The 24,607-nt window shown below is 49.1% G+C and carries 23 protein-coding genes; 14 read left to right on the top strand and 9 right to left on the bottom strand.

The annotated features are described in order from the left end of the window. Positions 1 to 149: 149 nt before the first annotated feature. The 4 genes from topB to ACPYIV_RS04635 are packed head-to-tail and all read right to left on the bottom strand — an operon-like array spanning position 150 to position 4,669. Positions 150 to 2,237 (bottom strand): type IA DNA topoisomerase, encoded by a 2,088-nt coding sequence (gene topB, locus ACPYIV_RS04650; protein ID WP_004291456.1) that lies wholly within the window; start codon positions 2,235 to 2,237, stop codon positions 150 to 152. Between the two features lie 60 nt (positions 2,238 to 2,297). After that, complete coding sequence (locus ACPYIV_RS04645; RefSeq protein WP_004291455.1) at positions 2,298 to 3,869, bottom strand: DUF3945 domain-containing protein; 1,572 nt, start codon at positions 3,867 to 3,869, stop codon at positions 2,298 to 2,300. Between the two features lie 20 nt (positions 3,870 to 3,889). After that, entirely contained in the window at positions 3,890 to 4,240 is a 351-nt protein-coding gene (locus tag ACPYIV_RS04640) for a helix-turn-helix domain-containing protein (protein ID WP_004291454.1), read from the bottom strand. 3 nt (positions 4,241 to 4,243) lie between these two features. Next, entirely contained in the window at positions 4,244 to 4,669 is a 426-nt protein-coding gene (locus ACPYIV_RS04635) for a helix-turn-helix domain-containing protein (RefSeq protein ID WP_004291432.1), read from the bottom strand. 138 nt (positions 4,670 to 4,807) lie between these two features. Here ACPYIV_RS04635 and ACPYIV_RS04630 point away from each other — a divergent pair, with 138 nt between their 5' ends. Both ACPYIV_RS04630 and ACPYIV_RS04625 read left to right on the top strand, forming a co-directional pair. Beyond that, complete coding sequence (locus tag ACPYIV_RS04630; RefSeq protein WP_004291426.1) at positions 4,808 to 5,107, top strand: helix-turn-helix domain-containing protein; 300 nt, start codon at positions 4,808 to 4,810, stop codon at positions 5,105 to 5,107. 31 nt (positions 5,108 to 5,138) lie between these two features. Beyond that, entirely contained in the window at positions 5,139 to 5,444 is a 306-nt protein-coding gene (locus ACPYIV_RS04625) for a helix-turn-helix domain-containing protein (RefSeq protein WP_004291424.1), read from the top strand. A 77-nt stretch (positions 5,445 to 5,521) separates the two neighbouring features. Here the strand turns inward: ACPYIV_RS04625 and ACPYIV_RS04620 are convergent, their stop codons facing one another. From ACPYIV_RS04620 to ACPYIV_RS04610, 3 genes are all read right to left on the bottom strand, one after another. Continuing rightward, positions 5,522 to 5,884: a hypothetical protein gene (locus ACPYIV_RS04620; RefSeq protein ID WP_004291423.1), complete on the bottom strand. Its 363-nt coding sequence runs from the start codon at positions 5,882 to 5,884 to the stop codon at positions 5,522 to 5,524. A 214-nt stretch (positions 5,885 to 6,098) separates the two neighbouring features. Next, on the bottom strand, positions 6,099 to 7,907 hold the full coding sequence (locus ACPYIV_RS04615) for a reverse transcriptase domain-containing protein (protein WP_425885788.1): 1,809 nt from the start codon (positions 7,905 to 7,907) through the stop codon (positions 6,099 to 6,101). A gap of 550 nt (positions 7,908 to 8,457) precedes the next feature. Continuing rightward, complete coding sequence (locus ACPYIV_RS04610) at positions 8,458 to 9,627, bottom strand: site-specific integrase (protein ID WP_004336895.1); 1,170 nt, start codon at positions 9,625 to 9,627, stop codon at positions 8,458 to 8,460. Between the two features lie 355 nt (positions 9,628 to 9,982). Between ACPYIV_RS04610 and ACPYIV_RS04605 the strand changes: the two genes are divergently transcribed. From ACPYIV_RS04605 to ACPYIV_RS04560, 10 genes are all read left to right on the top strand, one after another. Next, positions 9,983 to 10,540 carry a LemA family protein gene (locus tag ACPYIV_RS04605; RefSeq protein WP_293731675.1) on the top strand — a complete coding sequence of 186 codons (558 nt, stop codon included), beginning with the start codon at positions 9,983 to 9,985 and terminating at the stop codon, positions 10,538 to 10,540. Positions 10,541 to 10,683: 143 nt separating this feature from the next. Continuing rightward, a complete protein-coding gene (locus ACPYIV_RS04600; protein ID WP_370648517.1) occupies positions 10,684 to 11,508 on the top strand; it encodes a M48 family metallopeptidase in 825 nt (274 codons plus the stop codon). An 86-nt stretch (positions 11,509 to 11,594) separates the two neighbouring features. Next, positions 11,595 to 12,767 (top strand): M24 family metallopeptidase, encoded by a 1,173-nt coding sequence (locus ACPYIV_RS04595; protein ID WP_301704029.1) that lies wholly within the window; start codon positions 11,595 to 11,597, stop codon positions 12,765 to 12,767. Positions 12,768 to 12,779: 12 nt separating this feature from the next. Next, positions 12,780 to 14,474: an alkaline phosphatase gene (locus tag ACPYIV_RS04590; RefSeq protein WP_425885784.1), complete on the top strand. Its 1,695-nt coding sequence runs from the start codon at positions 12,780 to 12,782 to the stop codon at positions 14,472 to 14,474. A gap of 153 nt (positions 14,475 to 14,627) precedes the next feature. Beyond that, on the top strand, positions 14,628 to 15,548 hold the full coding sequence (gene pyrB / locus ACPYIV_RS04585) for an aspartate carbamoyltransferase (RefSeq protein WP_293731671.1): 921 nt from the start codon (positions 14,628 to 14,630) through the stop codon (positions 15,546 to 15,548). A gap of 40 nt (positions 15,549 to 15,588) precedes the next feature. Continuing rightward, positions 15,589 to 16,053 (top strand): aspartate carbamoyltransferase regulatory subunit, encoded by a 465-nt coding sequence (pyrI, locus tag ACPYIV_RS04580; protein WP_425885782.1) that lies wholly within the window; start codon positions 15,589 to 15,591, stop codon positions 16,051 to 16,053. Positions 16,054 to 16,059: 6 nt separating this feature from the next. Next, positions 16,060 to 16,626 carry a flavin reductase family protein gene (locus ACPYIV_RS04575; protein WP_293731669.1) on the top strand — a complete coding sequence of 189 codons (567 nt, stop codon included), beginning with the start codon at positions 16,060 to 16,062 and terminating at the stop codon, positions 16,624 to 16,626. 2 nt (positions 16,627 to 16,628) lie between these two features. Then, a complete protein-coding gene (locus ACPYIV_RS04570) occupies positions 16,629 to 17,357 on the top strand; it encodes a porin family protein (protein ID WP_293739356.1) in 729 nt (242 codons plus the stop codon). Between the two features lie 41 nt (positions 17,358 to 17,398). Continuing rightward, positions 17,399 to 17,743, top strand: coding sequence for a TIGR04076 family protein (locus tag ACPYIV_RS04565; protein ID WP_425885779.1), 345 nt, complete (start codon positions 17,399 to 17,401; stop codon positions 17,741 to 17,743). Positions 17,744 to 17,889: 146 nt separating this feature from the next. Beyond that, positions 17,890 to 18,429, top strand: coding sequence for a flavodoxin family protein (locus tag ACPYIV_RS04560; RefSeq protein ID WP_425885777.1), 540 nt, complete (start codon positions 17,890 to 17,892; stop codon positions 18,427 to 18,429). 233 nt (positions 18,430 to 18,662) lie between these two features. Here ACPYIV_RS04560 and dnaJ read toward each other — a convergent pair whose 3' ends face one another. Together dnaJ and ACPYIV_RS04550 are read right to left on the bottom strand one after the other, a co-directional pair. Continuing rightward, positions 18,663 to 19,820: a molecular chaperone DnaJ gene (gene dnaJ / locus ACPYIV_RS04555; protein ID WP_293731665.1), complete on the bottom strand. Its 1,158-nt coding sequence runs from the start codon at positions 19,818 to 19,820 to the stop codon at positions 18,663 to 18,665. A gap of 42 nt (positions 19,821 to 19,862) precedes the next feature. Beyond that, positions 19,863 to 20,465: a nucleotide exchange factor GrpE gene (locus ACPYIV_RS04550; RefSeq protein ID WP_293731664.1), complete on the bottom strand. Its 603-nt coding sequence runs from the start codon at positions 20,463 to 20,465 to the stop codon at positions 19,863 to 19,865. Between the two features lie 230 nt (positions 20,466 to 20,695). On the opposite strand from ACPYIV_RS04550, the gene ACPYIV_RS04545 reads away from it, so the two are divergent. Both ACPYIV_RS04545 and ACPYIV_RS04540 read left to right on the top strand, forming a co-directional pair. After that, positions 20,696 to 22,114, top strand: a complete 1,419-nt coding sequence (locus tag ACPYIV_RS04545; RefSeq protein ID WP_425885774.1) for a PDZ domain-containing protein — start codon at positions 20,696 to 20,698, stop codon at positions 22,112 to 22,114. Positions 22,115 to 22,129: 15 nt separating this feature from the next. Continuing rightward, positions 22,130 to 24,607: an endonuclease MutS2 gene (locus tag ACPYIV_RS04540; protein ID WP_425885772.1), complete on the top strand. Its 2,478-nt coding sequence runs from the start codon at positions 22,130 to 22,132 to the stop codon at positions 24,605 to 24,607.

Raw genomic sequence — 24,607 nt, 5'->3', positions numbered from 1 at the left:
GCGGATTGATAATTAACGGGATAATCGGTTGGAAAAAGGAAGAAAAAGGCACTCGGTATCCCTCCGAGTGCCACCACTAAATCCAAAGTATGAGTGTAATCCGGTATCGAAGAACAATTCATTACTCTGAACAAGTGGCAAAGTTAATACTATTTCTTCCGTCCTGAAAATTTCTTGTCCTTTTTAGCCTCCGGGAACACAAAAGTCGTGTTATATTCCCCGTCAAAGGCGACAACAGCATCGAAACTCTTGCCCTGTTTGCTCTTGAACCCTTTGAGCAGCTTGGTATGCCCTTCGGTGAGCAGGTCTTTGATTTCATCGTCGGACAGGGTGCGTCCCGCTTTCAGCCGGAACACGGGCAGTCCGCACTCCGTGTTGTCGCAGCGTACCACCTTGCCGTAGAACCGCATCCTGCCCGTGCCACACTTGGGACACGCGCAGCCGGAGTCACGGCTGCCGAAGAGCTTGTCGCACGAGATCAGTTCGGAGGTTATCTCACGTGTGTACGCCTCTATCTCCTTGCGGAAGGTGTCGTCGGACAGTTCCCCGCGCTCGATACGCGCCAGCTCCTTTTCCCATTCGCCCGTCATGGCAACATCGGCGATGCGCATCGTCTTGACGACGGAATTGAGGGCAAGTCCTTTTTCGGTGGGAACAAGCGACTTCTTGCAGCGTTCCATGTAACCGCGCTTGAAAAGCGTTTCGATGATGGAGGCGCGTGTGGCGGGAGTACCGATGCCACAGTCCTTCATCGCCTGCCGCAGTGCGTCGTCCTCAATTTCCTTGCCCGCCGTTTCCATTGCCGAGAGCAGGGTGGCTTCGGTATGCAGCGGCTTGGGTTTGGTCTTTCCTTCGGTAATGGACGAGCCTTTCGGTGTCAGCGTGTCGCCTTCCTGCCAGCCGGGGATGGTAATTTCCTCTTTTTCCTCGCCATAGACGGCACGCCATCCGGTTTGCTTCACGACGCTGCCTTTTACGGTAAACTCCACTCCGGCACATTCCGCCGTGACAGTGGTCACATCCTTGACGCATTTCTCAGAGAATGCCTCGACCATGCGCCCGGCAATCATCTGATAGATGGTATTGTCCTCTTTGGAGAGGAAGAGCGGTTTCTCACCCGTGACGAGCAGGGCATGGTGGTCTGTCACCTTGCCGTCGTCCACGCTGCGGCGTGTCGGGGCGGCTTTTGCCCGCACCTTGTCTTTCCATTCGGGCTGTGTGCCGATGAAAGCGAGCAGTTTGGGAATTTCGGCAAACACGTCTTCGGGGATGTAGCGGCTTCCCGTTCTCGGATAGGTTATCAACTTCTTTTCGTAGAGTTTCTGCGCGATTTCAAGCGTCTGTTCCGCCGTGAAGCCGTGCTTGGCGTTGGCTTCTTTCTGGAGCGTGGTCAGGTCGTAGAGCAAGGGAGTTTCCTCCGTCTTCTCCTTGCGCTCGGCTTTCGTGACAGTGGCGCAACCTGCCGCCTTTACCTTATTATATAGTTCCATCGCCGGTTCTTTCTCTTTCCATTTCTCGGAGGATGAGAATTTCACGACTTCGCCGTCGCAACCGTCCGTTGCGATATGGAGCTGCCAGAATGCTTCGGACGTAAAGCGGCGGTTCTCCCAGTAGCGTTCACATACCATAGCCAACGTTGGTGTCTGCACCCGCCCCACGGAATACGTGCCGTGTCCGGCGGCGATGGATAACGCCTGTGTGCCGTTGATGCCCACGAGCCAGTCGGATTCGCTCCGCGCTTTGGCGGCGAGGTAGAGGTTGTCGTATTTGCTGCCGTCTTCGAGTTTCCGCAGTCCCTCGCGGATAGCTTTGTCGGTGAGAGAGCTGATCCACAGGCGCACGAAAGGAGTGGTGCAACCCGTATAGTGGTAGAGGTAGCGGAAGATAAGCTCTCCCTCGCGTCCGGCATCGGTCGCCACGATGATATGTTCGCTTGTGTCGAACAGTCTTTTGATGACTTTTATCTGCGACACCACGCCGCTGTCGGGCTTGTAACCTTTCTCCGTCCTGACCTGACGGGGGACGAGCGTGAATGTGTCGGGAATAATCGGGAGGTTGTCACGGACAAATCCGCGCACGCCGTAGCCGTCGGGCATGGCAAGCTGAACGAGGTGTCCGAATGCCCATGTCACGGCATAACCGCCTCCCTCGAAATATCCTTCCTCTCTCTTTGTCGCGCCCACGATGCGGGCGATTTCACGTGCCACGGAGGGCTTTTCTGCAATGATTGTCTTCATGTCTTCTTCTTTTTTGTTGATACTTTGGATTTTATTTTGGATTCAGTGGCGGACACGGGATTACATTTTCATGCCCTTGCCCGTTTTCTTCTGCGGCTTCTCCTGCTGCTGTTGCTGGCGGGCGTCCTTCGGGTTGGTCTGACCTTTCTGCAACGGCTCTCTCAGATTCTTTGTAGCCTCGTTGGTCTTGCCATCGTTGTTCACCGCCACCTGCGTGCGGCTCTCGTTGGACGGAGCAACCTGCTGTGCATTGTCAGGGTTCGTGTCGTAGCGGTACGGGCGTCCCTTCTCCGGGTTGAACTTGATATACATCGTGGCATGGAAGCCCTGCTTGTCGGTCACGTTCTCCAGCTTCACGGCTTTACCCGCCACATAGTCGGCTTTCTGCTGGTCGGTGAAGCTCACGCCGCTCCATTTGCTGATGGGGCGGATGCTGCCGTCCTCGTTCGTCCACGTGTTGCGGCGTTGCTCCTTCTTGGTCTGTGCGGCATTTTCCCCGCCCTGCGCCTGACTTTTCGATGTGTCGCCTTTGGTTTCCTGTGTCTGTGCGGTACGGGGCGACTTGCCGGTTCCCGGCACGAACTCCACGCCGCGCTGCTCCACGTTCACTTGCAGGGTGGTGACGAACTTTCTGCCGTCGTTGCGCTCGATGAGCTTGTCGCGCACGGGCAGTCCGGCGCGGAGCATGTCCCGCTCCTGCGTGGTGATTTCCGTCTTGCCGATGCGCTCCGGGATGCGCACCCTGCTTGCCGGAATGTCCGTGATTTCATTCGTCTTGCGGTCGATGCTGATGTAGGAGGGGATGATCTCGCCCGTTTCCCTGTCCACAATGTCCACGACCCTACCGAGATTGCCCGTTTCGCGGAGGTTCTTCCGGTCATTGTCGGAGAATTTGTGTTCCTTGTACTCATCCAGCTTCTGCTCCTTGCGGATGAAGTGCGGCACGAGGCTGATGTTTCCCTCACCGTCCTTCTTGAAGGAGAGGCGGGCGTCCAGCTCGAATGATTCGCCGCCGAAGGTCGGTTTGACCTTTACCAAGTCGGACTTGCCATAGTTGAGCATCTTCGTAAGGTCGCCGGACTTTTCAAGGTTGTCCCGCTTTACGCCCCATCTGTCCTCCAGCTCCTGCCAGTTGATTTTACTCTCGTCGATGGGCTGGTAGCCACGTTTGCCCTGCATCTGTTCGGATTTGTCCTGTTGCTGTTCTTTCCGTTGTTCCATGTTCTCCTGTTTTTGAGGTTCTTGTTTCTCTGTCTGTTGTGCTGCCATCTCTTCCTGCACCTTCTTCTCATAGTCGGAGGTGTCCACCTTGTGAGGGGCGAGCAGCTCCTTGTTCGCTTCGGGGTCTTTCAGCAGTTGCTTCATCACCTCTAAGAGATTTTCAGCTTGGTCTGCCGCAATGCGGTAGAAACCGAAGCGGCTGGGTTCCTTGCACTGCCGGAAGAAGTTCTTGAAGAAGTTGTCCAGCACGTCGCCATGTCGGTCGAATTGCAGGAAACTCTGCGCGTTCTCCGCTTTTGCGGGGGTGCGCTTGGGTGTGCCGTCCGCGTTCAGCCCGGCTACCACGCTGATCTCGCCTGTCTTCTCGTCACGGACTACCAGCACGTCCTTTTCGTCTTTTTTCTTTGCCATCTGAAAAATGTTTTAATGGGTTATTTATGAAAGAAATTATGGATACGAGCCTTGTAGAAGGCTATATCTTCCTTTTTGAAGTCCTTGATATGGTTGGAAAGGAATGTCAGCACGTCCTCCTCGCTGTAATAGGTCTTCTTGCCCAGCGTCTTGTAGGGCAATGCGCCTACGCTGCGGTAGCGTTGGAGGGTGCGTTTGCTTATCTGGAGCAACATGCACAAATCCTGATTGTCGAAAAGGCGGATGCTTTCCGTGATAGTGGGCTGTTTCCCCTCAGCCTTCATCGCCAGCAGCAGTTCGTCCTGACGGTCGAGCCGTTCCATCAGCTTCTGCATCCAGCCCTCGAAGTTGTTTCGTGTGAGCAGTTCCATGACCTATGTCCTCCTTCCTTTTGGTTTGCCGCCCGTGCGCAGCGTGTGGTTGTGGAACAGGGTGTCTATTGTCCCTTCCTCGTTCCTTACTGTGTTGTCCTCCAATAGCCGCAGTATCTCGGAAAGGCGGTAGCGGCAGCTTCCGCGTACCACCACATACTCGATACGGTGGTCGGTGCGCATACGCTGCATGGTGCGCTTGCTCACGTTGAGCATCTTCGCCGCCTGTGCCGTGTCAAGCAGCTTGTCTTCGGTTTCCCGCTTCCGTTTCTTCTCGTCCCTTGCCTCGCGGATGTACCCTGCGATGTTCGCAATCTGCGCCATCATCTCCTTGTAGGCGGAACTTTCCATTGTTATCACTTTCATGTTCAGTCCTTTCTTTTTGTTTCTGCGACAAAATTCGGCAATAAACAAAAGGGGCTTTAACAACTCACTACGTGACTCACGTAAGATTTTTGCGGAAGATGGCTCCGTAACCCGGTCAAACGGCGCAACAGGCAGCCTTTCAGCGGAAAACGATACGTCTTGTATGCCGTTTCGTTACCTTTGCGGCAAACTCTAAATGACATGAATATGGAAATAGTATCTATCGAGAAAAAGACTTTCGAGATGATGGTGGCGGCATTCGGCGCACTCTCGGAGAAGGTCGCCGCCCTGAGGCGCAAAAGCGACACGGGGCGCATGGAAAGATGGCTCACGGGCGAGGAGGTCTGCGGGCAGTTGAGAATAAGCCCGCGCACGTTGCAGACGCTGCGTGACAGGCGGCTTATCGGCTACTCGCAGATAAACCGCAGGTTCTATTACAAGCCAGAGGAGGTGAAGCGGCTGATACCGCTTGTCGGCACGCTCTATCCGCACGGCAGATGATTTGATTTATTCACCCACTGAATCCGAAGTTATGATGAACGAGAACAACGATGTTTTTACGATGGAAGACGAGCCGATAGCCTCTGTGGTGCAGGATATGCGCAAAGGCTCGAAATGGCTGTCCGCATTTCTGGAAAGCTACCGTCCTCCGCTGGACGGGGAACGTTACCTGACGGACGGCGAGGTGTCGGAACTGCTCCGTGTGAGCCGGCGCACCTTGCAGGAATACCGCAACAACCGCGTGTTGCCCTTCATACTTTTGGGAGGGAAGGTGCTTTACCCGGAAACGGGGCTGCGCGGGGTACTGGAAGCGAACTACCGCAAGCCGCTGGAGTGAGGCGGTTTCATGAAAAAGTAAACGGGTGACACCTTTTGTGGTGCTACCCGTTTACTTGTCTTATGGGGTATGTGCAATCAGCAATACCCGGCTTTTCCGTTCTGTATGAACATCACGTATGTCTGCCGTTTCTCTTGTGAGAGTGCCTTTCCCACCAGCCATGTGCGGAACAGGTGGGTGTTGTAGGTATTCACCCTGAAAGCGACCGGGATGATGATTTCAAGGGCGTACACGTCCGCGTGCAGCCCGTTTTCAAGCTGCATGTAGCGGCACACCTCGTAGTCGTTCAGCACGTCCGACTTGCGGACGGCTCTGATGGCGGCGTTCACTGCCGGGACGGTCGTATGGAACAATCCGGCTATTTCGGTGGCGGTCATCCACACGTCGTTACCGGTTACGCTGACTGCCTTGTCCTCGATGATGATTGTGTCACGTTTCATGGCTTTTCTTTTTAGATGGTGCAACCTGCAAATTCCTCGACGCCGTTCAATCTTGCGGCAAGGTTCTCCATGTCCTGATTGAGCTTCTCTTTGGTTATCTGTAGGCTCGGCAAACAACGCCTTTCCGCTTTACAGCGGTAGGTTTTCGTTTACCTGCCCCCGAACCGTACTTACACGTCTCCATGTATACGGCTCTCCATCTGTAACATCATTTTTACTTATCACAGCTCTGGATTTTTGCGTTACACTCCGCGCATACGACCAAAGTCTTTCTGTGCATATGGAGCATTTTGCGTTCCCAGTCATTTTTACCTTTTAACTCTTTGAGAGTGCGGACATGATGCATTACCACTTCTCCGTGCTTGCCACATAGTTCGCACGTTTTTGTTGTAAGCCTTTCTATCAAACTCAACGATGGCGTTTTGAACATATACGGCAGATTGTCACTTGGGGCTGTTTCACAATCCGTTTTACGGGCGTAACCCTCATTGTAGAATACCCTGTACTTGGTTTCTCCTCCCTTGTTTACAAAAGGCACGACAAAGAGATTGTCCTTGCGGTATGTTTCAATGACTTTTCTCACTGACATATTCAGCTTTTGAGCAAGAGTTTTGTACATGGAGAACTTCATAATACAGCCGAAAGAGCGTCCCAAAGCCGATGCATTGTTTGCTATTGAGTAATAGTTATAGAACCCTCGTATTTCGGTATTAAACTGAGATACAATCTCGTGCGCTTCATTGTCAATCATATAAGTCCTGCCTTTTGACACCCATGTTTCCTTGCCGTGTTTGGTGACAACTTTCATGGCTTCGAGGCTGAGCAGTTTATTCTTGATTACTTCTCTTGAAACGTGCAATATCACATTCCCGTTGAAGTATCTGCGCACTGTTCCGTTACTGTTTCTCTTTGTGGCATAGTCTTTACGGACATATATTTCGTAAACCAAAAATTTTGCGCTGTCTTGTGCATTTGTAATCAAAGTTTTTTCCTGTGACATCTCCAGCCTTAACTTTTCCTGCATAAACCTAGTGATGTCAGCTTTGATTGTCTCACATTCATTTTTCGTTCCGATAACCCCGATTAGAAAATCATCGGCGTAGCGCACATATCTCAGTCTGCGAAAATTTCTATCCATATCGTTGCCACTTGGCATTGTTAGTATCCGCTTCTGCTTTTCGTGCAGTTCTTCTACCATTTTTGTTCTTTCGTTTGCATCCTTCACTTCGTTTATCCTACGCTTTAGGTAGTGTACTCTGTTGTTGAGTTTGCAAATGTCCTTGTTACGACTTCTGATTGTCCCTTTATTGAATTTGTTGGCATATTCTTCCATGTATTTATCGAACTTGTCAAGGTATATATTTGCCAAAATAGGACTTATAATACCACCTTGCGGTGTCCCTGAATAAGTCTTGTTGAATTGCCACTCTTCCATGTACCCTGCATTGAGGAATTTCCGTATCAGACGAAGAAATCTGTCATCTGCTATTCTACCTTTCATTATTTCTATCAGCACATCATGGTCTATGTTGTCAAAGAAGCCTTTTATATCTCCCTCAATGAACCATTTTGCACCGTTGAAATTGTTTTGTAGACTTTTCAGTGCTGTGTGACAGCTTCGGTTTGGTCTGAAACCGTGCGATGTCCACTCAAAGTGTCCCTCATATATGGCTTCAAGCACCATTCTTACTACCTCTTGAACCAATTTGTCTTCAAAAGACAGTATTCCTAACGGACGCATTTTCCCATTCTTTTTCGGAATGTAAATTCTCTTTGCAGGATTGGGGCTATAAGTCTCATCCTTTATACTCTTTATGAGTTTGTTTATCCTATCGATGCTCATTTCATCCTCTGTTTTGCCATCTGTGCCGGGTGTCATGTTTCCCGGCTTTGCATACATACGTTGGTAGGCGACAAAGAACATCTGTTCATTGAATAGAATACGGTAGAGCCTTTCGTATTTATACTCAGGCTCGTTGCTGTGTCCAGCTAAAATGTTTAATACTTGCTCTGGATTTCTCATACGTCTCTCACGTTTTCCGTTGTTTGTATTAAAATTACAGACTACTTCCCTTCGCCATGTACAAGGCTTTCCCTTGCTCGGACTACTACGGAAGTTCCGTTACCATATCGGATATTCAAAAGCTTTCTTTATAGCTGTTTATTCCAGCGTTCCGACTTAGGTAATCCCCAGTTAGTTCTCTTAATAACTATTAGCACGTCATACTGTCGGATGCGACTTTCGTTCTTGTCCGCTTATTGCGGCTGTGTCATAGTCGGTTCTTTATGCTCTGCACTAACGCACAAAATAGGCAGAGTACTATGAAACAACGTATGTATAATAGTCTTCCGTTGTTGCAAGATTTGGTACCACAGAACTATCGTTCAACCAATCAAGGCTTCATCCTTATGTATGTCTTTTCGTCTTGCCCCTCAGTCGCTACTTGACTATTAGTAGACTTAGGGCTTTAATCAGTATGCTACACTCCCCACCAGGTTTCCCCTTTGGATAAACTGATTGACGATAGGATTATATCGAACCCAATCCTAACTTCTTGCTAAAGAAGTATTTATTAAGCGACCATTCTGGGCGCACTTGCGTAAATCTGCGTCGTCTTTATGCTCTTGTGTCCGAGCATGGAGCTGACCGTTTCGATGGGAACACCGTTGGAGAGGAATATCGTCGTGGCTGCCGTGTGGCGGCTCTGATGCCACGTGATATGCTTGGTGATGCCGCAACGCTTGGCGACGGCACGGATACCGGCAAGGCACGTGTTATAATGCGGAACGGGAAATATCCTGCCGTCCCCGCACAGTCCCCGGTATTTGCCGATTATGCGGTTGGCGATGTCGAGCAGGCGGATGTTGGACACCACGCCCGTTTTCTGGCGGTTGATGTTTATCCACTCGTGTTCGTCGAAGTAGGTGCGGATATTCTCTTCCGTAAGGTTGCGCATATCCGCGAACGACAGCCCCGTGAAGGCGCAGAACAGGTAGAGGTCGCGGTACAATTCCTGTTTGGCGTTTTTCAGTTTCCCCTCCATCAGCAGGCGGATCTCATCTTTGGTCAGGAAACTGCGTGTTGTTTCCTCCTTCTTGATTTCATACTCGCGGAACGGGTCGCGCGTCAGCCACTCGTTGTTGATGGCGATGAATACCATCGTCCGTAACGGGCAGACGTACAGCCACACGGTATTGGTGCAGCAGTGCTTGTCCGTGCGCAGGAACATCTCGAAGTCGGAGATGAAAGCCGGGGTAAGCTCTTTTAGGGCGATGTCCTTCACATGGTAGCGGATGTCGAGGAACTCTTGCATGTGCTTGTAAACGGTGCGGTACTTCAGCAGCGTGCCTTTGGCTTTCATGCCTGCCTCCACCTGCTTCTCGTAGTCCTCGTTGTGCTGGCGGAACACCTGCATCAGCGTGTGGTAGCGGTGTTCCAGTCCGAGAAAGGCGTTCTTCACCTTCTCCGCCGTGACGAAGTTGTCACGCTCCATGATTTCCTGATAATGCCTGTTGATGCGTACCCGCATCTTGTCAAGCATACGGTTCGTTTCGAGTGCCGCCGTGCTTCTGCCCGTGACACGTCCACCTTTGGTGTCCCACAGTTTCGGATCGACAGTCAGTTTGCAGCTGAACTGCGTCTGGCTGCCGTCCACCGTGATGCGTCCCATGACGGGAACTGTCCCGTCCTTTTTCACTACCTGACGCTTGAGGTAGTAGATTACTGAAAATGTACTCTTCATTGTCCTTAATTTTTGGGTTTCAAAATTAGTTGGTGAAGAGTCCGGTGTTGGTACGCAAAACGGGGAGGAACGGCGCAATCTTTTTCCGTAACCTGATTTTTCGCATGAGTTATGGATAACTCACTATTCCTTAGAGCCTTGTTTCGCTATTCGTACCCGTTTGTCGCATTTTCGGGCATGGTTACGAACAAGTAACGTAGCGGCGTCAGGATTTGGCTTCGGCAGGGATTGTAATGGCTTCACGGATTATCGCCACTTCAACCAAAACCCTTGTAACTCAATTCTATCACTATATCTTTCCGCATTTCACTTTTTTGTAGTAACTTTGCATTATTAACCTAAAAAAGTAAAGACAATGACAGCAATCATTTTAATAGCAGTGATCGTGATCCTGGCAATCTGGATCGTTTCTTTGTATAATTCGTTAGTGAAATTGCGTAACAACCGCGAGAACGCGTTTGCCGACATCGATGTGCAGCTCAAGCAACGCCATGACCTTATTCCCCAGTTGGTTGAGACGGTCAAAGGCTATGCCTCACATGAGAAAGAGACACTGGAACGCGTCATCAACGCCCGTAACGGAGCGATCAGTGCCAAAACGATCGACGACAAGATCGTGGCTGAAAATGCCCTGACTTCCGCCCTTTCCGGATTGAAGATCACGCTCGAAGCTTATCCCGATCTGAAAGCCAACCAGAACTTCTTGCAGTTGCAGGAAGAAATTTCGGATCTGGAAAACAAACTGGCTGCCGTACGCCGCTATTTCAATTCGGCAACGAAAGAACTGAACAATGCCGTCGAAACATTCCCGTCCAACCTGATCGCCGGTACGTTCGGCTTCAAGAAGGAAATGATGTTTGACCTGGGCGAACAGCGCGCGACACTCGAAGAAGCACCTAAAATCAAGTTCTAAGAATGCAATACGTAGGTATACAGACCCAACAGAGCAGGAACAATTTCCGATCCCTGCTCCTGCTTTTCTTGTTTCCCTGCCTGGTAATGGGATTGCTCTTTTTGTTTTGCTACCTATTTTCCTTATTAGCAAACGGCAATGACATGATGCAAGCCGAACCGCTCAACGCTTCCACCCGGATGTTTCTCCATTTGGCACCATACGTGTTGGGAGGCGTATTGATTTGGTTTATCATCGCCTATTTTGCCAATACAAGCATTATCAATTCGGCAACCGGTTCCGAGCCTTTGTCGAGAATGGAAAACAAAAGGGTATATAACTTAGTGGAGAACCTGTGTATGAGCCAAGGGATGAAAATGCCCAAGATCAATATCATCAACGACGATTCGCTGAATGCTTTTGCAAGCGGCATCAACGAAAGGACCTATACCGTCAGCCTCTCGCGGGGAATCATCGACAAACTGGACGACCAGGAACTGGAGGCGGTCATTGCACACGAGCTGTCGCATATCCGCAACAAGGATGTGCGCCTGATGATCGTGTCGATTGTTTTTGTCGGTATCTTCGCCATGCTCGCACAGATGGCCATGCGTTCCGTTTACTATTCGTCGGTCGGAAGCAGAAGGGACGAGAAAAACAATACTGCAATCATCATCGTATTAGTGATGGTGGTAGCTGCCATCGGCTATTTCTTCTCTATCCTGATGCGTTTTGCCATCTCCCGGAAACGGGAATATATGGCTGATGCAGGCGCCGCCGAAATGACGAAAAACCCGCTCGCCCTTGCCAGTGCACTGCGGAAAATATCGGCCGATCCCGACATTGAAGCCGTTACACGCGAAGACGTCGCCCAGCTATTTATCGAACATCCGGGCAAACAGGCCAAAAGTTCACTGAGCGGTTTAAACGGACTTTTCGCCACTCATCCACCCATCGAAAAGCGGATACAAGTGCTCGAACAATTCTAAATTTAATCAAGAATTAATATCCGAAATCATTCCAATCCCGGCATTAATTTAATATCTTTGGTGCCGGATAAAAATAAGTGTTGGAAATGATACAAAAAGAATTGATTGGCGATCTCAAGTTGAAATGGGACCGTATGCAACAGGCAATGCAAAAGATAAACGCCGACGGGTGCCTGCTCACCGTAGACGTGAATCTGTATTATACAACCGGACGTATCTTTAGCGGCTACTTCTATCTTCCGGCGGAAGGTGCTCCCTGGTTCTTTGTGAAACGGCCGAACGGACTGACCGGCGATCATGTCGAATACATCCGCAAACCGGAACAAATGGCTGAACTGTTCGCTTCACACGGACTGGAAATGCCGGAAAAGCTCCTGCTCGAAGCCGACGAGTTGACGTACAACGACTATATACGTCTGCAAAACATCTTCAATCCCAAAGAGACCGGAAACGCTACCGCAATGATGCGTGAACTGCGCCAGATAAAGACGCCGTACGAGATCGGAATGTTCCGTCTCTCGGCTGAACACCATGCCAGGACATACGCCGAGATTCCCGAATGTTTCCGTCCCGGAATGACAGACCTCGAATTCCAGTACGAGATAGAAAAACGGATGCGTAAGAATGGTTCCATCGGGATTTTCCGCGCATTCGGTGCCAATATGGATATTTTTATGGGAAGCATTCTGGCAGGAGAAAACGCCGAAACTCCCTCTCCTTTCGACTTCGCCTTAGGTGGCGGCGGTATCGACACTTCCTGTCCGCTGGGTGCGAACGGGACGGTACTGAAAGAAGGGACGGCCATTATGGTCGATATGGCGGGAAACTATACGGCTTATATGACGGATATGACACGTGTGTTCTCCGTTGGCCGCCTGACCGAGCTTGCTTACCGGGCACATCAGACCGCCCTCCTTATCGAAAGCGAGATCGAGAATATCGCCCGGCCGGGAACCCCATGCGCCGAACTGTATAACATCGCCGCCAGGATCACTGAGAACCAGGGACTCGGTGCCTATTTCATGGGAACCAAGCAACAAGCTAAATTCGTAGGGCACGGAATCGGCATCCAGATAAACGAACTTCCGGTACTTACGCCCCGCTCGAAAGAGGTGCTCGAACCGAACATGGTATTTGCACTCGAACCGAAATACGTGATTCCGGGTGTCGGTGCCGTCGGTATCGAAAACAGTTTCCTGGTTACGGAAACCGGCCTGGAGAAGATCACGCAATTTGCAGAAGAAATCATACAACTATAAAATAGTAAAAACATGAAAAAAACAATTACACTTCTCCTGTTACTGGCTGTCATCTTCGTGCCGGTAAAAGCTCAGGACGTTGAAAACGTAAAACCGGTGAAGAATGTCATTCTTCTGATTCCGGACGGGACATCATTGGGAACAGTTTCCATGGCGCGTTGGCTGCAATGGTACACCAATCCCGACAAGCCGAAATTGAACCTCGACCCGTATCTCTGCGGAACGGTCCGCACACATTCCTCGAATGCACCGATCGGCGACTCGGCTCCTACGACTTCCTGTTACATGACGGGACAGCCCAGCCGTACAGGCTACGTATCCACCTATCCGGAGAACGACGGCGATAACGACATCTACCCGACCGATCCTGCACGCGCTTTCCAACCGCTGACAACTGTCCTGGAAGCTGCTAAAATGACACAAGGCAAATCAACAGGATTGGTATTCACCTGCGAATTCCCGCACGCAACGCCGGCCGACTGCTCCGCCCACAGTTACAACCGTGGCAAATATGAATGGATCGCCCCGCAGATGGCCCACAACGACTTGAACGTAGTGATCGGAGGCGGCGTCAGCCTGCTTCCCGAAGAGAGCGAAGCCTACCTGAAAGGTAACGGATACGGTGTCTTCAAAAACGACATCGCCGGTATGCGCAATTACAAAGGCAACAATATGTGGGCTTTGTTCGGCGACAGGGAAATGGCTTACGACATCGACCGCGACCCGGCTGAACAACCTTCTCTGGAAGAGATGACACGCAAAGCTATCGAGAAGCTGTCCCAGAACCCGAACGGCTTCTTCCTGATGGTGGAAGGCAGCAAGGTCGACTGGGCGGCTCACGCAAACGACCCGGTCGGTATGGCTACAGACTTCCTGGCTTACGACCGTGCCTGCGGTGCAGCTCTCGAATTTGCCCGCCAGAATGGCGAGACTGCCGTTATCATGGTTCCCGACCACGGCAACAGCGGTATCAGCATCGGCCGTCGCGACTGCAAAGGGTACGACAAACTGAGCAAAGACCAACTCTTCCACCAGCTTTCCTTGTATAAGTTGACCGCCGAAGGTTTTGCCAAGAAGGTGAACAGCGTTCCGGCTTCCGAAGTACAGAACGTATTCCGCACGTATGCAGGCTTCGAGCTGACACCTGAAGAACTGGATGCCCTGAACCATTGCAAAGACTACAAGAACAGCCCGATCCCGGAAAACGAACGTTCGACCGAAGGCAAAGGTTCCTTATACAGTGGTTCCCTGACTTCTTTCATGTCACAGTTACTGACTTCACACACTTGCTTCGGTTTCACAACCGGCGGCCATACGGGCGAAGAGGTATTCCTCGCCGCTTACCATCCTGACCGTGCAAGCCTGCCGGTCGGTATGCACACGAATATCGAACTGAACCAATATCTCTGCGCCCTGTTCGGCATGACGCACGACACGCTGGAAGGGCTGACAGCCGATAACTTCGCCCCTCACACCGAAGTGTTCAAAAACTTCAAATGCGAAATCGTTCCGGCGAAAGACGAAAAAGGTTCCCCTTCATTGGTTGTCAAGAACAAAAAGAAACAAATCAATATCACGCCGTTCAGCAACATCGTGACGATCGGTAAGAAAGGCCAGGAAGAAATCCGCCTCAATTCGGTAATCGTATATGTTGACAAAAACAACACATTCTACCTGCCGACAAAATTGGTAGAATATCTTCAATAAAAGATATCCCGAACTAAAATAAAAAAGGCCGGAGGTTGCAAATAAGAAACCTCCGGCCTTTTCTGCTTTTCTCTGAAAATTCTTCATTTTTCATTCTTCATACCTCATTCCTTTTCTATACTTTTGTAGGCATAAGACAGAATATACACAACAATGAAAAGTAAAAGTTTAGTTTCTATCGACCAATGCTCCAAAGAGGACATTCTTCGTATTCTGGATAACGCCAGGAAGTTTGAAGCAAATCCGAACCGTAAGGTGCTGGAAGGCAAAGTTGCAGCCACCTTGTTCTTCGAGCCCTCCACTCGCACCCGCTTGAGTTTCGAGACAGCCGTGAACCGGTTGGGCGGACGTATAGTCGGTTTCTCCGATGCTTCCACGACCAGTTCCTCCAAAGGCGAAACACTGAAAGATACCATCCTGATGGTAAGCAACTATGTCGATCTTATCATTATGCGCCATCACCTGGAAGGAGCTGCCCGTTACGCCTCGGAAGTAACAAACATTCCGATCATCAATGCCGGAGACGGGGCTAACCAGCATCCTTCACAAACTATGCTGGACTTATATTCCATTCAAAAGACGCAAGGCAAGCTGACCGACCTGACCATTACGATGGTGGGCGACCTGAAATACGGACGTACCGTGCACTCACTGATCGTGGGTATGTCCCATTTCAACCCGACATTCAACTTCATCGCTCCGAACGAACTCCGCATGCCGGACGAACAAAAGAACTTCTGCGACAAGCATGGCATCAAATACAACGAATATACGGAATTTACGGAAGACATCATCAACCAGACGGATATTCTCTACATGACACGCGTACAACGCGAACGTTTCACCGACCTGGAAGAGTACGAACGTGTGAAGAATGTGTATATCCTCAAGAATGATATGCTGAAAAACAGCCGCGAGAACCTGCGCATCCTGCATCCGCTACCTCGCGTGAACGAAATCGCATACGATGTGGACGATAATCCGAAAGCTTACTATATCCAACAGGCGCGCAACGGACTGTTCGCACGCCAGGCCATCATTTGTGAAGTCTTGGGTATTTCCGTTGAAGATTAAGAACCAATTTTCAATTACCAATTTTCAATTATCAAAAGTTATGTCAGCAGAAAAGAAAAAAGAATTGCAGGTTGCCGCTTTAGAAAACGGTACAGCCATCGACCATATCCCCCCCAGCCAATTGTTTAAAGTAGCTAAATTACTGGGACTGGAGAACATGGACAATACGATTACGATCGGTAACAACTTCCACAGCAATAAAATGGGTTGCAAAGGCGTGATCAAGATCGCCGACAAGTTCTTCGGTGACGAGGAGATCAACCGGATCGCCCTGATTGCCCCGAACGTGATCCTGAACATTATCCGCGATTACGAAGTGGTAGAAAAAAAGACCGTCACCTTACCGGACGAACTGGTAAGCCTCGTAAAATGTAACAATCCGAAATGCATCACCAATAATGAACCGATGCCGACCCGTTTCGATGTAATCGACAAAGAGAGAGGTACGATCAGGTGTCATTATTGTGAACGCAAGATCAATAAAGAAGATATTATCGTTAAATAATCCGATATGAAGCATGACTGGAAGCCCGGCACGATGATCTATCCGTTGCCAGCGGTAATGGTTAGTTGCGGCTCTGAGCCTTCAGAATACAATATTATAACTGTCGCGTGGGTGGGTACGATCTGTACCAACCCGCCGATGTGTTATATATCCGTCCGGCCGGAACGCCACTCCTATCCGATCCTGAAAAAGAACATGGAATTTGTGATTAACCTGACCACCCGCCGACTGGCGTATGCAACCGACTGGTGCGGTGTCAATTCAGGGAAAGACCATGCCAAGTTCGAGGAGATGAAGCTGACGCCGGGGAAAGCCTCGGTCGTTAACGCCCCGATCATAGAAGAGTGCCCGCTCTGTATCGAATGCCGGGTGAAAGAAGTGATGGCGCTGGGTAGCCATGATATGTTTATTGCCGATGTGGTGAACGTGCAAGCAGATGACAAATACCTGGACCCGGAAACGGGAGCCTTCGATATGCAGCGTGCCGACCTGATAGCTTATTCGCATGGCAAGTATTATGGATTGGGCGACTTTGCCGGCAAGTTCGGCTGGTCGGTCAGAAAGAAAAAATAGTCATGAAGAAAATTTACCTTATATTACTGATACTTCCATTTTGTTTCCCTGCCGACGCCCAGAAGTTTATCAAGATCGAAGACAAGACATTCAACTGGGGAGGAAAAGTCGGAGTTAATGCGGCATTCCCGATTGTCAAATCTCTGACGATAGACAATCAGGAGATGGAAGACATACGCCTGCAATATAAGGTAGGTTATCAGGCCGCTGCGTTCGCACGGGTCAACATCGACCGTTTCTATATCCAACCCAGTCTGGCATGGCAATATACGGAAGGCGATATACGTTTCAATATACCTCTGGAAGAAAGCAACCTGCCTGATGGAACTATCGCCCAGTCTCCTGTCAGCAGGAACCGGATTACCTATAAGTCCGCCACTCTGGAAATGCCAGTGATGGTCGGTTATTATCTGGTAAAAGAGGGACCCTATGCGTTAAGCATGATGTTCGGTCCCAATATCAAATATAACTACAAAACACGCTATAACACGGATATGACAGACAGCCCCCGTGAGTTTGAAGACGATAACACGCCGTTCGGGATCAGTATCGCTGCCGGGCTGGGAGTCAGCATCTGGCGTCTGTTTCTTGACTTCAGCTATGAATTCGGCTTGAATGAAGTCGCTTCCGACTTCCGTGAGATAGGCAAGGATGAAGCCAACCAGAAAGGGGCTCTCAGTATTGAAAAGCGGACAAACATAATGACTTTTTCACTTGGTTTCCTGTTTTAAACCAGATCTTCATTGTCAAACCATTTAATAAAACATATCAGATGAAAAAAGTCAAGATTACAGTATTAAAGACTACTTTAGACGAACAGTTGGCCCGTGAATACGGTGCTGAAGGGCTGGCTGCCTGCCCTATGCTGAAAGAGGGACAGGTTTTCTATGCCGATTATGCCAAACCTGAAGGTTTTTGCGACGAGGCTTGGAAAGCGATCTACCAATATGCTTTTGCGTTGTCGCATGGAGCCGGAAAAGAGCTGTTCTATCATGGAGACTGGATCAGAAAACCGGGAGTAGCCATCTGTAGCTGCAATGACGGGTTACGTCCGGTCATATTCAAACTCGAAGCGACGGACGAAGAGTCAGAGATAGACTATACGCCCGTTCGATAATTAATTGCCCTTTCCTTATTCCACTTATCCTGTAATAAAGGTAATCATTCCCGTAATTTATATACAATCCGGATCAAGAGGACACAGTAACTTTGTATCCGTTCCTCCGGAACATTTTTAATAGCGATTTAAACTAATATAAAATTATGGCAAAAAAAGTACTGATTTTATCATCCAGTCCCCGGCGTGGCGGCAACTCGGACACACTTTGTGACGAATTTATGCGTGGTGCGATAGAAAGCAATCATGAAGTGGAAAAAATTTTTCTAAAAGACAAAACGATTCATTACTGTACGGGATGCAGCACATGCAGCTTATACCTGAAACCATGCCCGCAAAAAGACGATGCGGCAGAGATCATCGAAAAAATGGTAAATGCTGATGTAATCGTTATGGCAACTCCTGTTTATTTCTACACAATGAGCGCTCAAATGAAAACAATGATAGACCGTTGTTGCGGAAGATATACGGAGATGAATGGCAAGGAATTTTATTTTATCGTAACGGCTGCCGAAGGCGACCGTAAAAAAATGCTCCGTACGATAGATACTTTCCAAGGATTCCTGGATTGCCTGGAAGATCCTGTCATAAAAGGGACTGTGTTCGGATTAGGCGTTTGGCACAAAGGGGATATCGAAGGAAATCCGGCCATAGAAGAAGCCTATCAAATGGGAAAGCAGGTTTAAACGATTGCAACAAGAATTCTTTTCAAAACACCGGTGTTTTAAAACAAAGCTTTTTCTTCTTACCGCCGGAAACAAATCCAAATAGCCGGCAATATAAAAAGAAGCCGTGTGTCGAATCCCACTTACCGCAGGTTTTAACCAAATCTCACTTGCCGTCGGTTTCAACCGACGGATTAAAGTAGGTTCTTTTTATTCGACACACTGCTCTTTTATGTGCAAGTTCCGGCAAAATTCTAATCGAACATATGTCTGAACTTATCGAAAATCTTCTCCTTAACAGATTTCTTCGGTTGGAAATTAGGAGAGTTTTCCAGACCGTTCAGGATATCCTTCTCTGAAGCGGACAATGTTTCGGGAATGTATACGCTTACGTTTACAAGCAAGTCTCCCGTTCCATAGCTATTGATAGACGGAAGTCCCTTATTTCGCAAACGAAGTACTTTACCCGGCTGGGTCCCCGGCTCGATCTTGACTTTTGCCTTACCGTCGATGGTCGGAACTTCAACCGTGCCGCCCAAGGCTGCCTGAGGCACGCTCAGCAACAGGTTATACAGAATGTCGTTCTCGTCACGTATCAGTTCCGGATGCGGCTCTTCCTCGACCAGAATCAGCAGATCGCCGTTAATACCGCCATGCCGGGCCGCATTCCCCTTTCCACTCATGGAAAGCTGCATGCCTTCCGCCACACCGGCCGGAATATTGATTGTGATCACCTCGTCGTCACGCACGATTCCTTCACCGTTACACTCGCTACATTTCTTGGTGATAATCTTTCCTTCGCCCCCACAGGTCGGACAGGTTGTCTGTGTCTGCATCTGTCCCAGGATCGTGTTGGCTATACGGGTGACTACACCGCTGCCGTGGCAGGTCTCACAAGTCTTCGAACTGTGATCGTCCTCCGCCCCGCTGCCGTTACACTTGGAACAAGTCACATATTTCTTAACCTTGATCTTCTTCTCGACCCCGGTAGCGATCTCTTTCAGGTTCAACTTTACTTTCACACGCAAATCCGAACCACGATTTACCCGGCGACCGCCACGCGAACCGCCGCCAAAACCACTGAACCCGCCAAAGCCACCGAAATGCCCGCCAAAGATGTCTCCAAACTGAGAGAAGATATCGTCCATAGACATTCCTCCACCAAAGCCACCGCCCTGTGAAGCACCTCCCACTCCGGCATGACCGAACTGATCATAACGCTGGCGTTTCTGAGGATCGCTCAGCACGTCGTACGCTTCAGCAGCCTCCTTAAAGTTTTCTTCAGCCTGCTTGTCACCCGGATTCTTGTCAGGGTGGAACTGAATCGCCTTTTTACGGTAAGCTTTCTTTATTTCTTCTACTGAGGCAGTCTTCTCGACGCCCAGCACTTCGTAATAATCTCTTTTAGCCATCTTCGTATCTGTCTGTTGTTATTTGCTCATTATCCTGTCGTATTATTCGCCTACCACTACCTTAGCGTGGCGAATCACCTTATCGTTCAAAGTATAACCGGTCTGTACACAGTCCAGTACCTTGCCTTTCATATCGGGTTCGGGTGCAGGAATCATAGCGACGGCTTCAGATGTTTCAGCATCAAACGGTTCGCCGACAGTTTCGATCGGTTTTACATTCTGATGGGACAGGTAAGACATGAATTTCGAATAGATAAGTTCCACACCCTCCGTAACAGCCTTTATATCTTCAGCCGAACGGATATTCTGCAAAGCGCGTTCGAAGTCGTCAACGACAGGAAGCAAGTGAGTCAAAGCACTTTCGCCACCGTTCTTGATCAGTTCGGACTTTTCACGTAATGTACGTTTGCGGTAGTTGTCGAACTCGGCCATCAGGCGCAGATGGGAATCGTTCAGCTCGTTGTACTTCTTTTTAAGATCTTCCAGTTCTTTCTGCTCCGAACCTTCGTCCGTCACATTGTCAGATGCAGCATTTTCTTCTGCCGCATTTACCTGTTCATTCTGCAATTTTGTCGCTTCATCAGCACCCTGGCGTTCTTTTTTGTCAGTTGTTTCCTTCTTACTATTAAAATTCATCTTGTTCATAATCAATTATATATTTTTATTACTATCTAATTGTCAATAAGATATCATATCAATATCAATCCTGCGAACTGTCTGTCGGCACTATTCTTGTCGATATCAATCACCAATATAACATCAAATATACTGCCAACTGTTCTTACAGAACGAAAATATCTTTACCTTTGTGTAGTAATAGATGATTTATTATCATAGTACAAATATAAGATTAATAAAACAATAAGAAATTAATTATGAAGAGAGCGATTTTGTCAGTCTTACTGCTATTTGCATTTCTTACCGGTTTTGCTCAAAACCGGAATATCTGCCGATTAGGAATCACATACGATATTAGTCAAAGCGACCATTGGGGAAAAGGCAAACCAGTTATCACCAGTGTCATTCCTTATTCGCCAGCAGAGCTTGCGGGTGTGAAAACCAGCGATATCATCATAGCGATCGATGGCATACAAACAACAGATATTTCGCCTGAAGAGATCGGTGAAATGCTGAATCCCGCCGGTAAAAACGAAGTGTTGCTGACAATCGGCAATCTGGCGAACCCGGCTAAACAGGTGCTTGTCAAAAAAGAGTGTAAAAAAGGGAATGCGATTACCGAAGAACAGTTGGCTACGGCTTTTTCGATGTATAGCCTCGAAACGACCAGCGAGCGGGAGTTTGTCTGTCCGTTCAAGACTACCGTGACTGCCGATCCCGTAGACTTCGGCAAGTTCAAAACTTTCGCTTTCTCTGCTATAGACGAGAATAACAGCAAACTGGAAACGGCTATCAACGAAAGCATCGAAAAGGAGTTGACCAAAAAAGGAATGACTGTCGACACGGATCGTCCCGATATCATCGTACAGACCTTCTATTTCTTCGATAAGAATCCGAATTATAAAGGAGCGAACAAAATTTTGGTTGAAAAAGAGCCGATCTATCGTTACAACTTCAATCACAGCAAAATGGAAGCATTTCCGTTCCTGAATTCGATGTCTGCAGAGGCCGAAGCGGAATATCTGCTCCAGTTCGGTTTCCGCCTGATCGATCAGCGTGACGTACCGGGCCGCATCCTGTGGGAATGCGAAGCAAACGAACTGTTGGAAGACTCATATCGTCTGGATGAATATGCCCGTATCCATGCCCCGTTGATGTGCATGCAATATCCGTATGTCAAGTACCAGCGTAACGTGCCGTTTAAAGTCAATCAGAAAACCTACAACTATACGGGATTGAGCTACGATATCGACCGTATGGAGCAGGTTGCCGAAGTTGATAAAAACTCCCCTGCCTATGCAGCCGGTTTACGCCCCCGGGATATTGTAGAGAAAATCAACGACAAGAAAATGGACAACACGACAGAAGAGTTCTCCGCTGCTTATAAAGGATTTATTACCAACACGATGAAATACCGCGATCCGAAAACCCAGTTTACGGATGCCAACGGTTTCAAACGTTGTATGTTCTGGGATACATTCAAATACCCGCAGGTAGCCGATGCAATCCAGAAGTCCGGCAACAAAGCAGCCTATTCATATTTATATTATTACGCCCCGTATATCAACCCGTCCGGCAATAATGCCTGTACGTTCGATATCAAAAGAGGTAAAAACAAAATGGAAATCATCGTCCGTCCGACCATTCGCCGGTCTGTGACAGTCGAGGTAAAATAAAGCATTTACAAGAACGTGATATACCCACAAAATTTCGAACAGAAAACGGGCTTCGATAAAGTCCGCCATTTAATTTCAGAAAAATGTTTAAGCCCGCTCGGGGAAGAGCGGGTAGCCGAGATGAAATTCTCTGCTGATTATCAAACCGTAACCCAACGTCTGGAACAGACCGACGAGTTTGTCCGCATCCTGCATGGGGAAGACGAGTTTCCCGCCAGTTACTTTTTCGATGTGCGTTATTCGTTGAAGCGGATACGCCCCGAAGGAACCTGGCTGGATGAAAAAGAGCTATTCGACTTGAAACGTTCGCTCCAGACGATCAACGATATTATCCGTTTTTTCCGCCCTTCCCTGGAAGAGGGAGAAGAAATCAAATACCCGGCATTGACAGCCCTTGCCGGCGATATCCAGGTATTCCCGCAACTGATCGGCAAGATCGATGCGATCCTCGATAAATTCGGACGGGTAAAAGACAATGCCTCCCCTGTACTGGCACAGATACGGAAAGAGATCACAGCAACGATGAGCGGCATCTCCCGCAGCTTGCAGTCGATATTACGCGCCGCCCAATCGGAAGGCGTAGTGGATAAAGATATTACTCCCACCATGCGCGATGGACGCCTGATGATCCCGGTCGCTCCGGCTTTCAAACGGAAGATCAAAGGGATTGTACACGATGAATCGGCCAGTGGCAAAACCGTTTTCATCGAGCCGGAAGTTGTCGTGGAGGCTAACAACCGTATCAGGGAGTTGGAAGGTGACGAACGCAGGGAAATTATGAAAATCCTGACGGAATTTACAAATTTTGTCCGCCCGTTAGTGCCCGACATCCTGCAATCCTACGAGTTCCTGGCCGAGATCGATTTCATCCGTGCCAAAGCGCTGTTTGCCGAACAGGTGAACGGCATCAAGCCGGTTGTCGAAGACAAACAGCAGATCGACTGGATACGCGCCGCACATCCCCTGCTCTTCCTCTCGTTGCAAAAACAAAACAAGCAGATCGTCCCGCTGGATATTCTCCTGGAAGAGAAAAAGCGCCTGCTGATTATCTCCGGGCCGAATGCGGGTGGGAAATCCGTTTGCCTGAAAACGGTCGGTTTGCTGCAATATATGTTGCAATGCGGACTATTGATCCCGGTATATGAAAGCTCGAAAACAGGATTGTTCGAAAACCTGTTTATCGACATCGGAGACGAACAAAGCATCGAAAACGACCTGAGTACCTACAGTTCACACCTGACGAACATGAAGTTCTTCGTCAAGAACTGCAACAACAAGACTTTAATCCTGATCGATGAGTTTGGTAGCGGTACGGAGCCCCAGATCGGCGGTGCGATTGCCGAAGCCCTGTTGGACCGTTTCAACCGAAACCACAGTTACGGCGTTATCACGACCCACTACCAGAACCTGAAGCATTTCGCCGAAGATACGGAAGGGATCGTCAATGGTGCCATGCTCTATGACCGTCACCTGATGCAACCGCTCTTCAAGCTGTCGATCGGCAATCCGGGAAGTTCCTTTGCCGTCGAGATTGCTCGCAAGATCGGTCTGCCGGAAGATGTCATTGCCGATGCATCTGTCAAAGTGGGTTCCGACTATATCGATATGGATAAATACCTCCAGGATATCGTTCGTGACAAACGCTATTGGGAAAGCAAGCGGCAGAATATCCGCCAACAGGAAAAAAAGCTGGAAGATATTACCGCCCGCTACGAGCAGGACCTGGAAACTGTGAACAAGCAACGGAAAGAGATCATGCGTAACGCTAAGGAAGAAGCACAGCGTATTCTTTCGGAAGCCAATGCAAAGATCGAAAACACAATCCGTGAGATCAAGGAGGCTCAGGCGGAGAAAGAACAGACCAAGTTGGCCCGTAAAGCCCTGGAAGAATTCAAAGCATCCGTGATAGCAGCCGAAGAGGAGGACGATAAGATCGCCCGTAAAATGGCAAAACTGCAGGAACGCAAAGAACGTAAAAAGCAGAAGCAAAACGCACCGGCCTCCAAACAGGTCTTCAACCGCGATGTCATAAAAGCAGGTGACAATGTCCGCCTCAAAGGGCAAGTCTCTGCCGGAACCGTTATGGAAGTTCAGGGGAAACAGGCAGTCGTGGCATTCGGCATGATCAAGAGTACGGTTAAACTGGAACAATTGGAGAAGGTCAGCAAAGGCCAGATCAAGAAAGAGATCCAGAAAAGCACTTTTGTCAGCGTCCAGACAACAGACGATATGCATGAAAAGAAATTGAACTTCAAGCAGGAGATAGATGTTAGAGGTATGAGAGGGGACGAAGCCTTACAGACCGTCACCTATTTCGTGGACGACGCCATACAGGTAGGCGCCGGCCGCATCCGCATCCTGCACGGGACCGGGACAGGCATACTTCGACAGTTGATACGCGATTACCTGCACACCGTTCCGGGCGTCCGCCAGTATCACGACGAACATGTCCAGTTCGGAGGTGCCGGCATTACAGTAGTGGAACTCGAATAA

The organism is Parabacteroides vesiculifaciens, assembly GCF_049860805.1.
Lineage (GTDB): Bacteria > Bacteroidota > Bacteroidia > Bacteroidales > Tannerellaceae > Parabacteroides.
The sequence above is the reverse complement of the archived record's forward strand: the minus strand, read 5'-3'. Positions and strand labels throughout refer to the sequence as shown.

Excerpts from the sequence above, each read along its gene's own strand:
- topB (WP_004291456.1), bottom strand. The coding sequence starts at position 2,237 with ATGAAGACAATCATTGCAGAAAAGCCCTCCGTGGCACGTGAAATCGCC.
- ACPYIV_RS04645 (WP_004291455.1), bottom strand. The coding sequence starts at position 3,869 with ATGGCAAAGAAAAAAGACGAAAAGGACGTGCTGGTAGTCCGTGACGAG.
- ACPYIV_RS04640 (WP_004291454.1), bottom strand. The coding sequence starts at position 4,240 with ATGGAACTGCTCACACGAAACAACTTCGAGGGCTGGATGCAGAAGCTG.
- ACPYIV_RS04630 (WP_004291426.1), top strand. The coding sequence starts at position 4,808 with ATGAATATGGAAATAGTATCTATCGAGAAAAAGACTTTCGAGATGATG.
- ACPYIV_RS04625 (WP_004291424.1), top strand. The coding sequence starts at position 5,139 with ATGATGAACGAGAACAACGATGTTTTTACGATGGAAGACGAGCCGATA.
- ACPYIV_RS04620 (WP_004291423.1), bottom strand. The coding sequence starts at position 5,884 with ATGAAACGTGACACAATCATCATCGAGGACAAGGCAGTCAGCGTAACC.
- ACPYIV_RS04615 (WP_425885788.1), bottom strand. The coding sequence starts at position 7,907 with ATGAGAAATCCAGAGCAAGTATTAAACATTTTAGCTGGACACAGCAAC.
- ACPYIV_RS04610 (WP_004336895.1), bottom strand. The coding sequence starts at position 9,627 with ATGAAGAGTACATTTTCAGTAATCTACTACCTCAAGCGTCAGGTAGTG.
- ACPYIV_RS04605 (WP_293731675.1), top strand. The coding sequence starts at position 9,983 with ATGACAGCAATCATTTTAATAGCAGTGATCGTGATCCTGGCAATCTGG.
- ACPYIV_RS04600 (WP_370648517.1), top strand. The coding sequence starts at position 10,684 with ATGATGCAAGCCGAACCGCTCAACGCTTCCACCCGGATGTTTCTCCAT.
- ACPYIV_RS04595 (WP_301704029.1), top strand. The coding sequence starts at position 11,595 with ATGATACAAAAAGAATTGATTGGCGATCTCAAGTTGAAATGGGACCGT.
- ACPYIV_RS04590 (WP_425885784.1), top strand. The coding sequence starts at position 12,780 with ATGAAAAAAACAATTACACTTCTCCTGTTACTGGCTGTCATCTTCGTG.
- pyrB (WP_293731671.1), top strand. The coding sequence starts at position 14,628 with ATGAAAAGTAAAAGTTTAGTTTCTATCGACCAATGCTCCAAAGAGGAC.
- pyrI (WP_425885782.1), top strand. The coding sequence starts at position 15,589 with ATGTCAGCAGAAAAGAAAAAAGAATTGCAGGTTGCCGCTTTAGAAAAC.
- ACPYIV_RS04575 (WP_293731669.1), top strand. The coding sequence starts at position 16,060 with ATGAAGCATGACTGGAAGCCCGGCACGATGATCTATCCGTTGCCAGCG.
- ACPYIV_RS04570 (WP_293739356.1), top strand. The coding sequence starts at position 16,629 with ATGAAGAAAATTTACCTTATATTACTGATACTTCCATTTTGTTTCCCT.
- ACPYIV_RS04565 (WP_425885779.1), top strand. The coding sequence starts at position 17,399 with ATGAAAAAAGTCAAGATTACAGTATTAAAGACTACTTTAGACGAACAG.
- ACPYIV_RS04560 (WP_425885777.1), top strand. The coding sequence starts at position 17,890 with ATGGCAAAAAAAGTACTGATTTTATCATCCAGTCCCCGGCGTGGCGGC.
- dnaJ (WP_293731665.1), bottom strand. The coding sequence starts at position 19,820 with ATGGCTAAAAGAGATTATTACGAAGTGCTGGGCGTCGAGAAGACTGCC.
- ACPYIV_RS04550 (WP_293731664.1), bottom strand. The coding sequence starts at position 20,465 with ATGAACAAGATGAATTTTAATAGTAAGAAGGAAACAACTGACAAAAAA.
- ACPYIV_RS04545 (WP_425885774.1), top strand. The coding sequence starts at position 20,696 with ATGAAGAGAGCGATTTTGTCAGTCTTACTGCTATTTGCATTTCTTACC.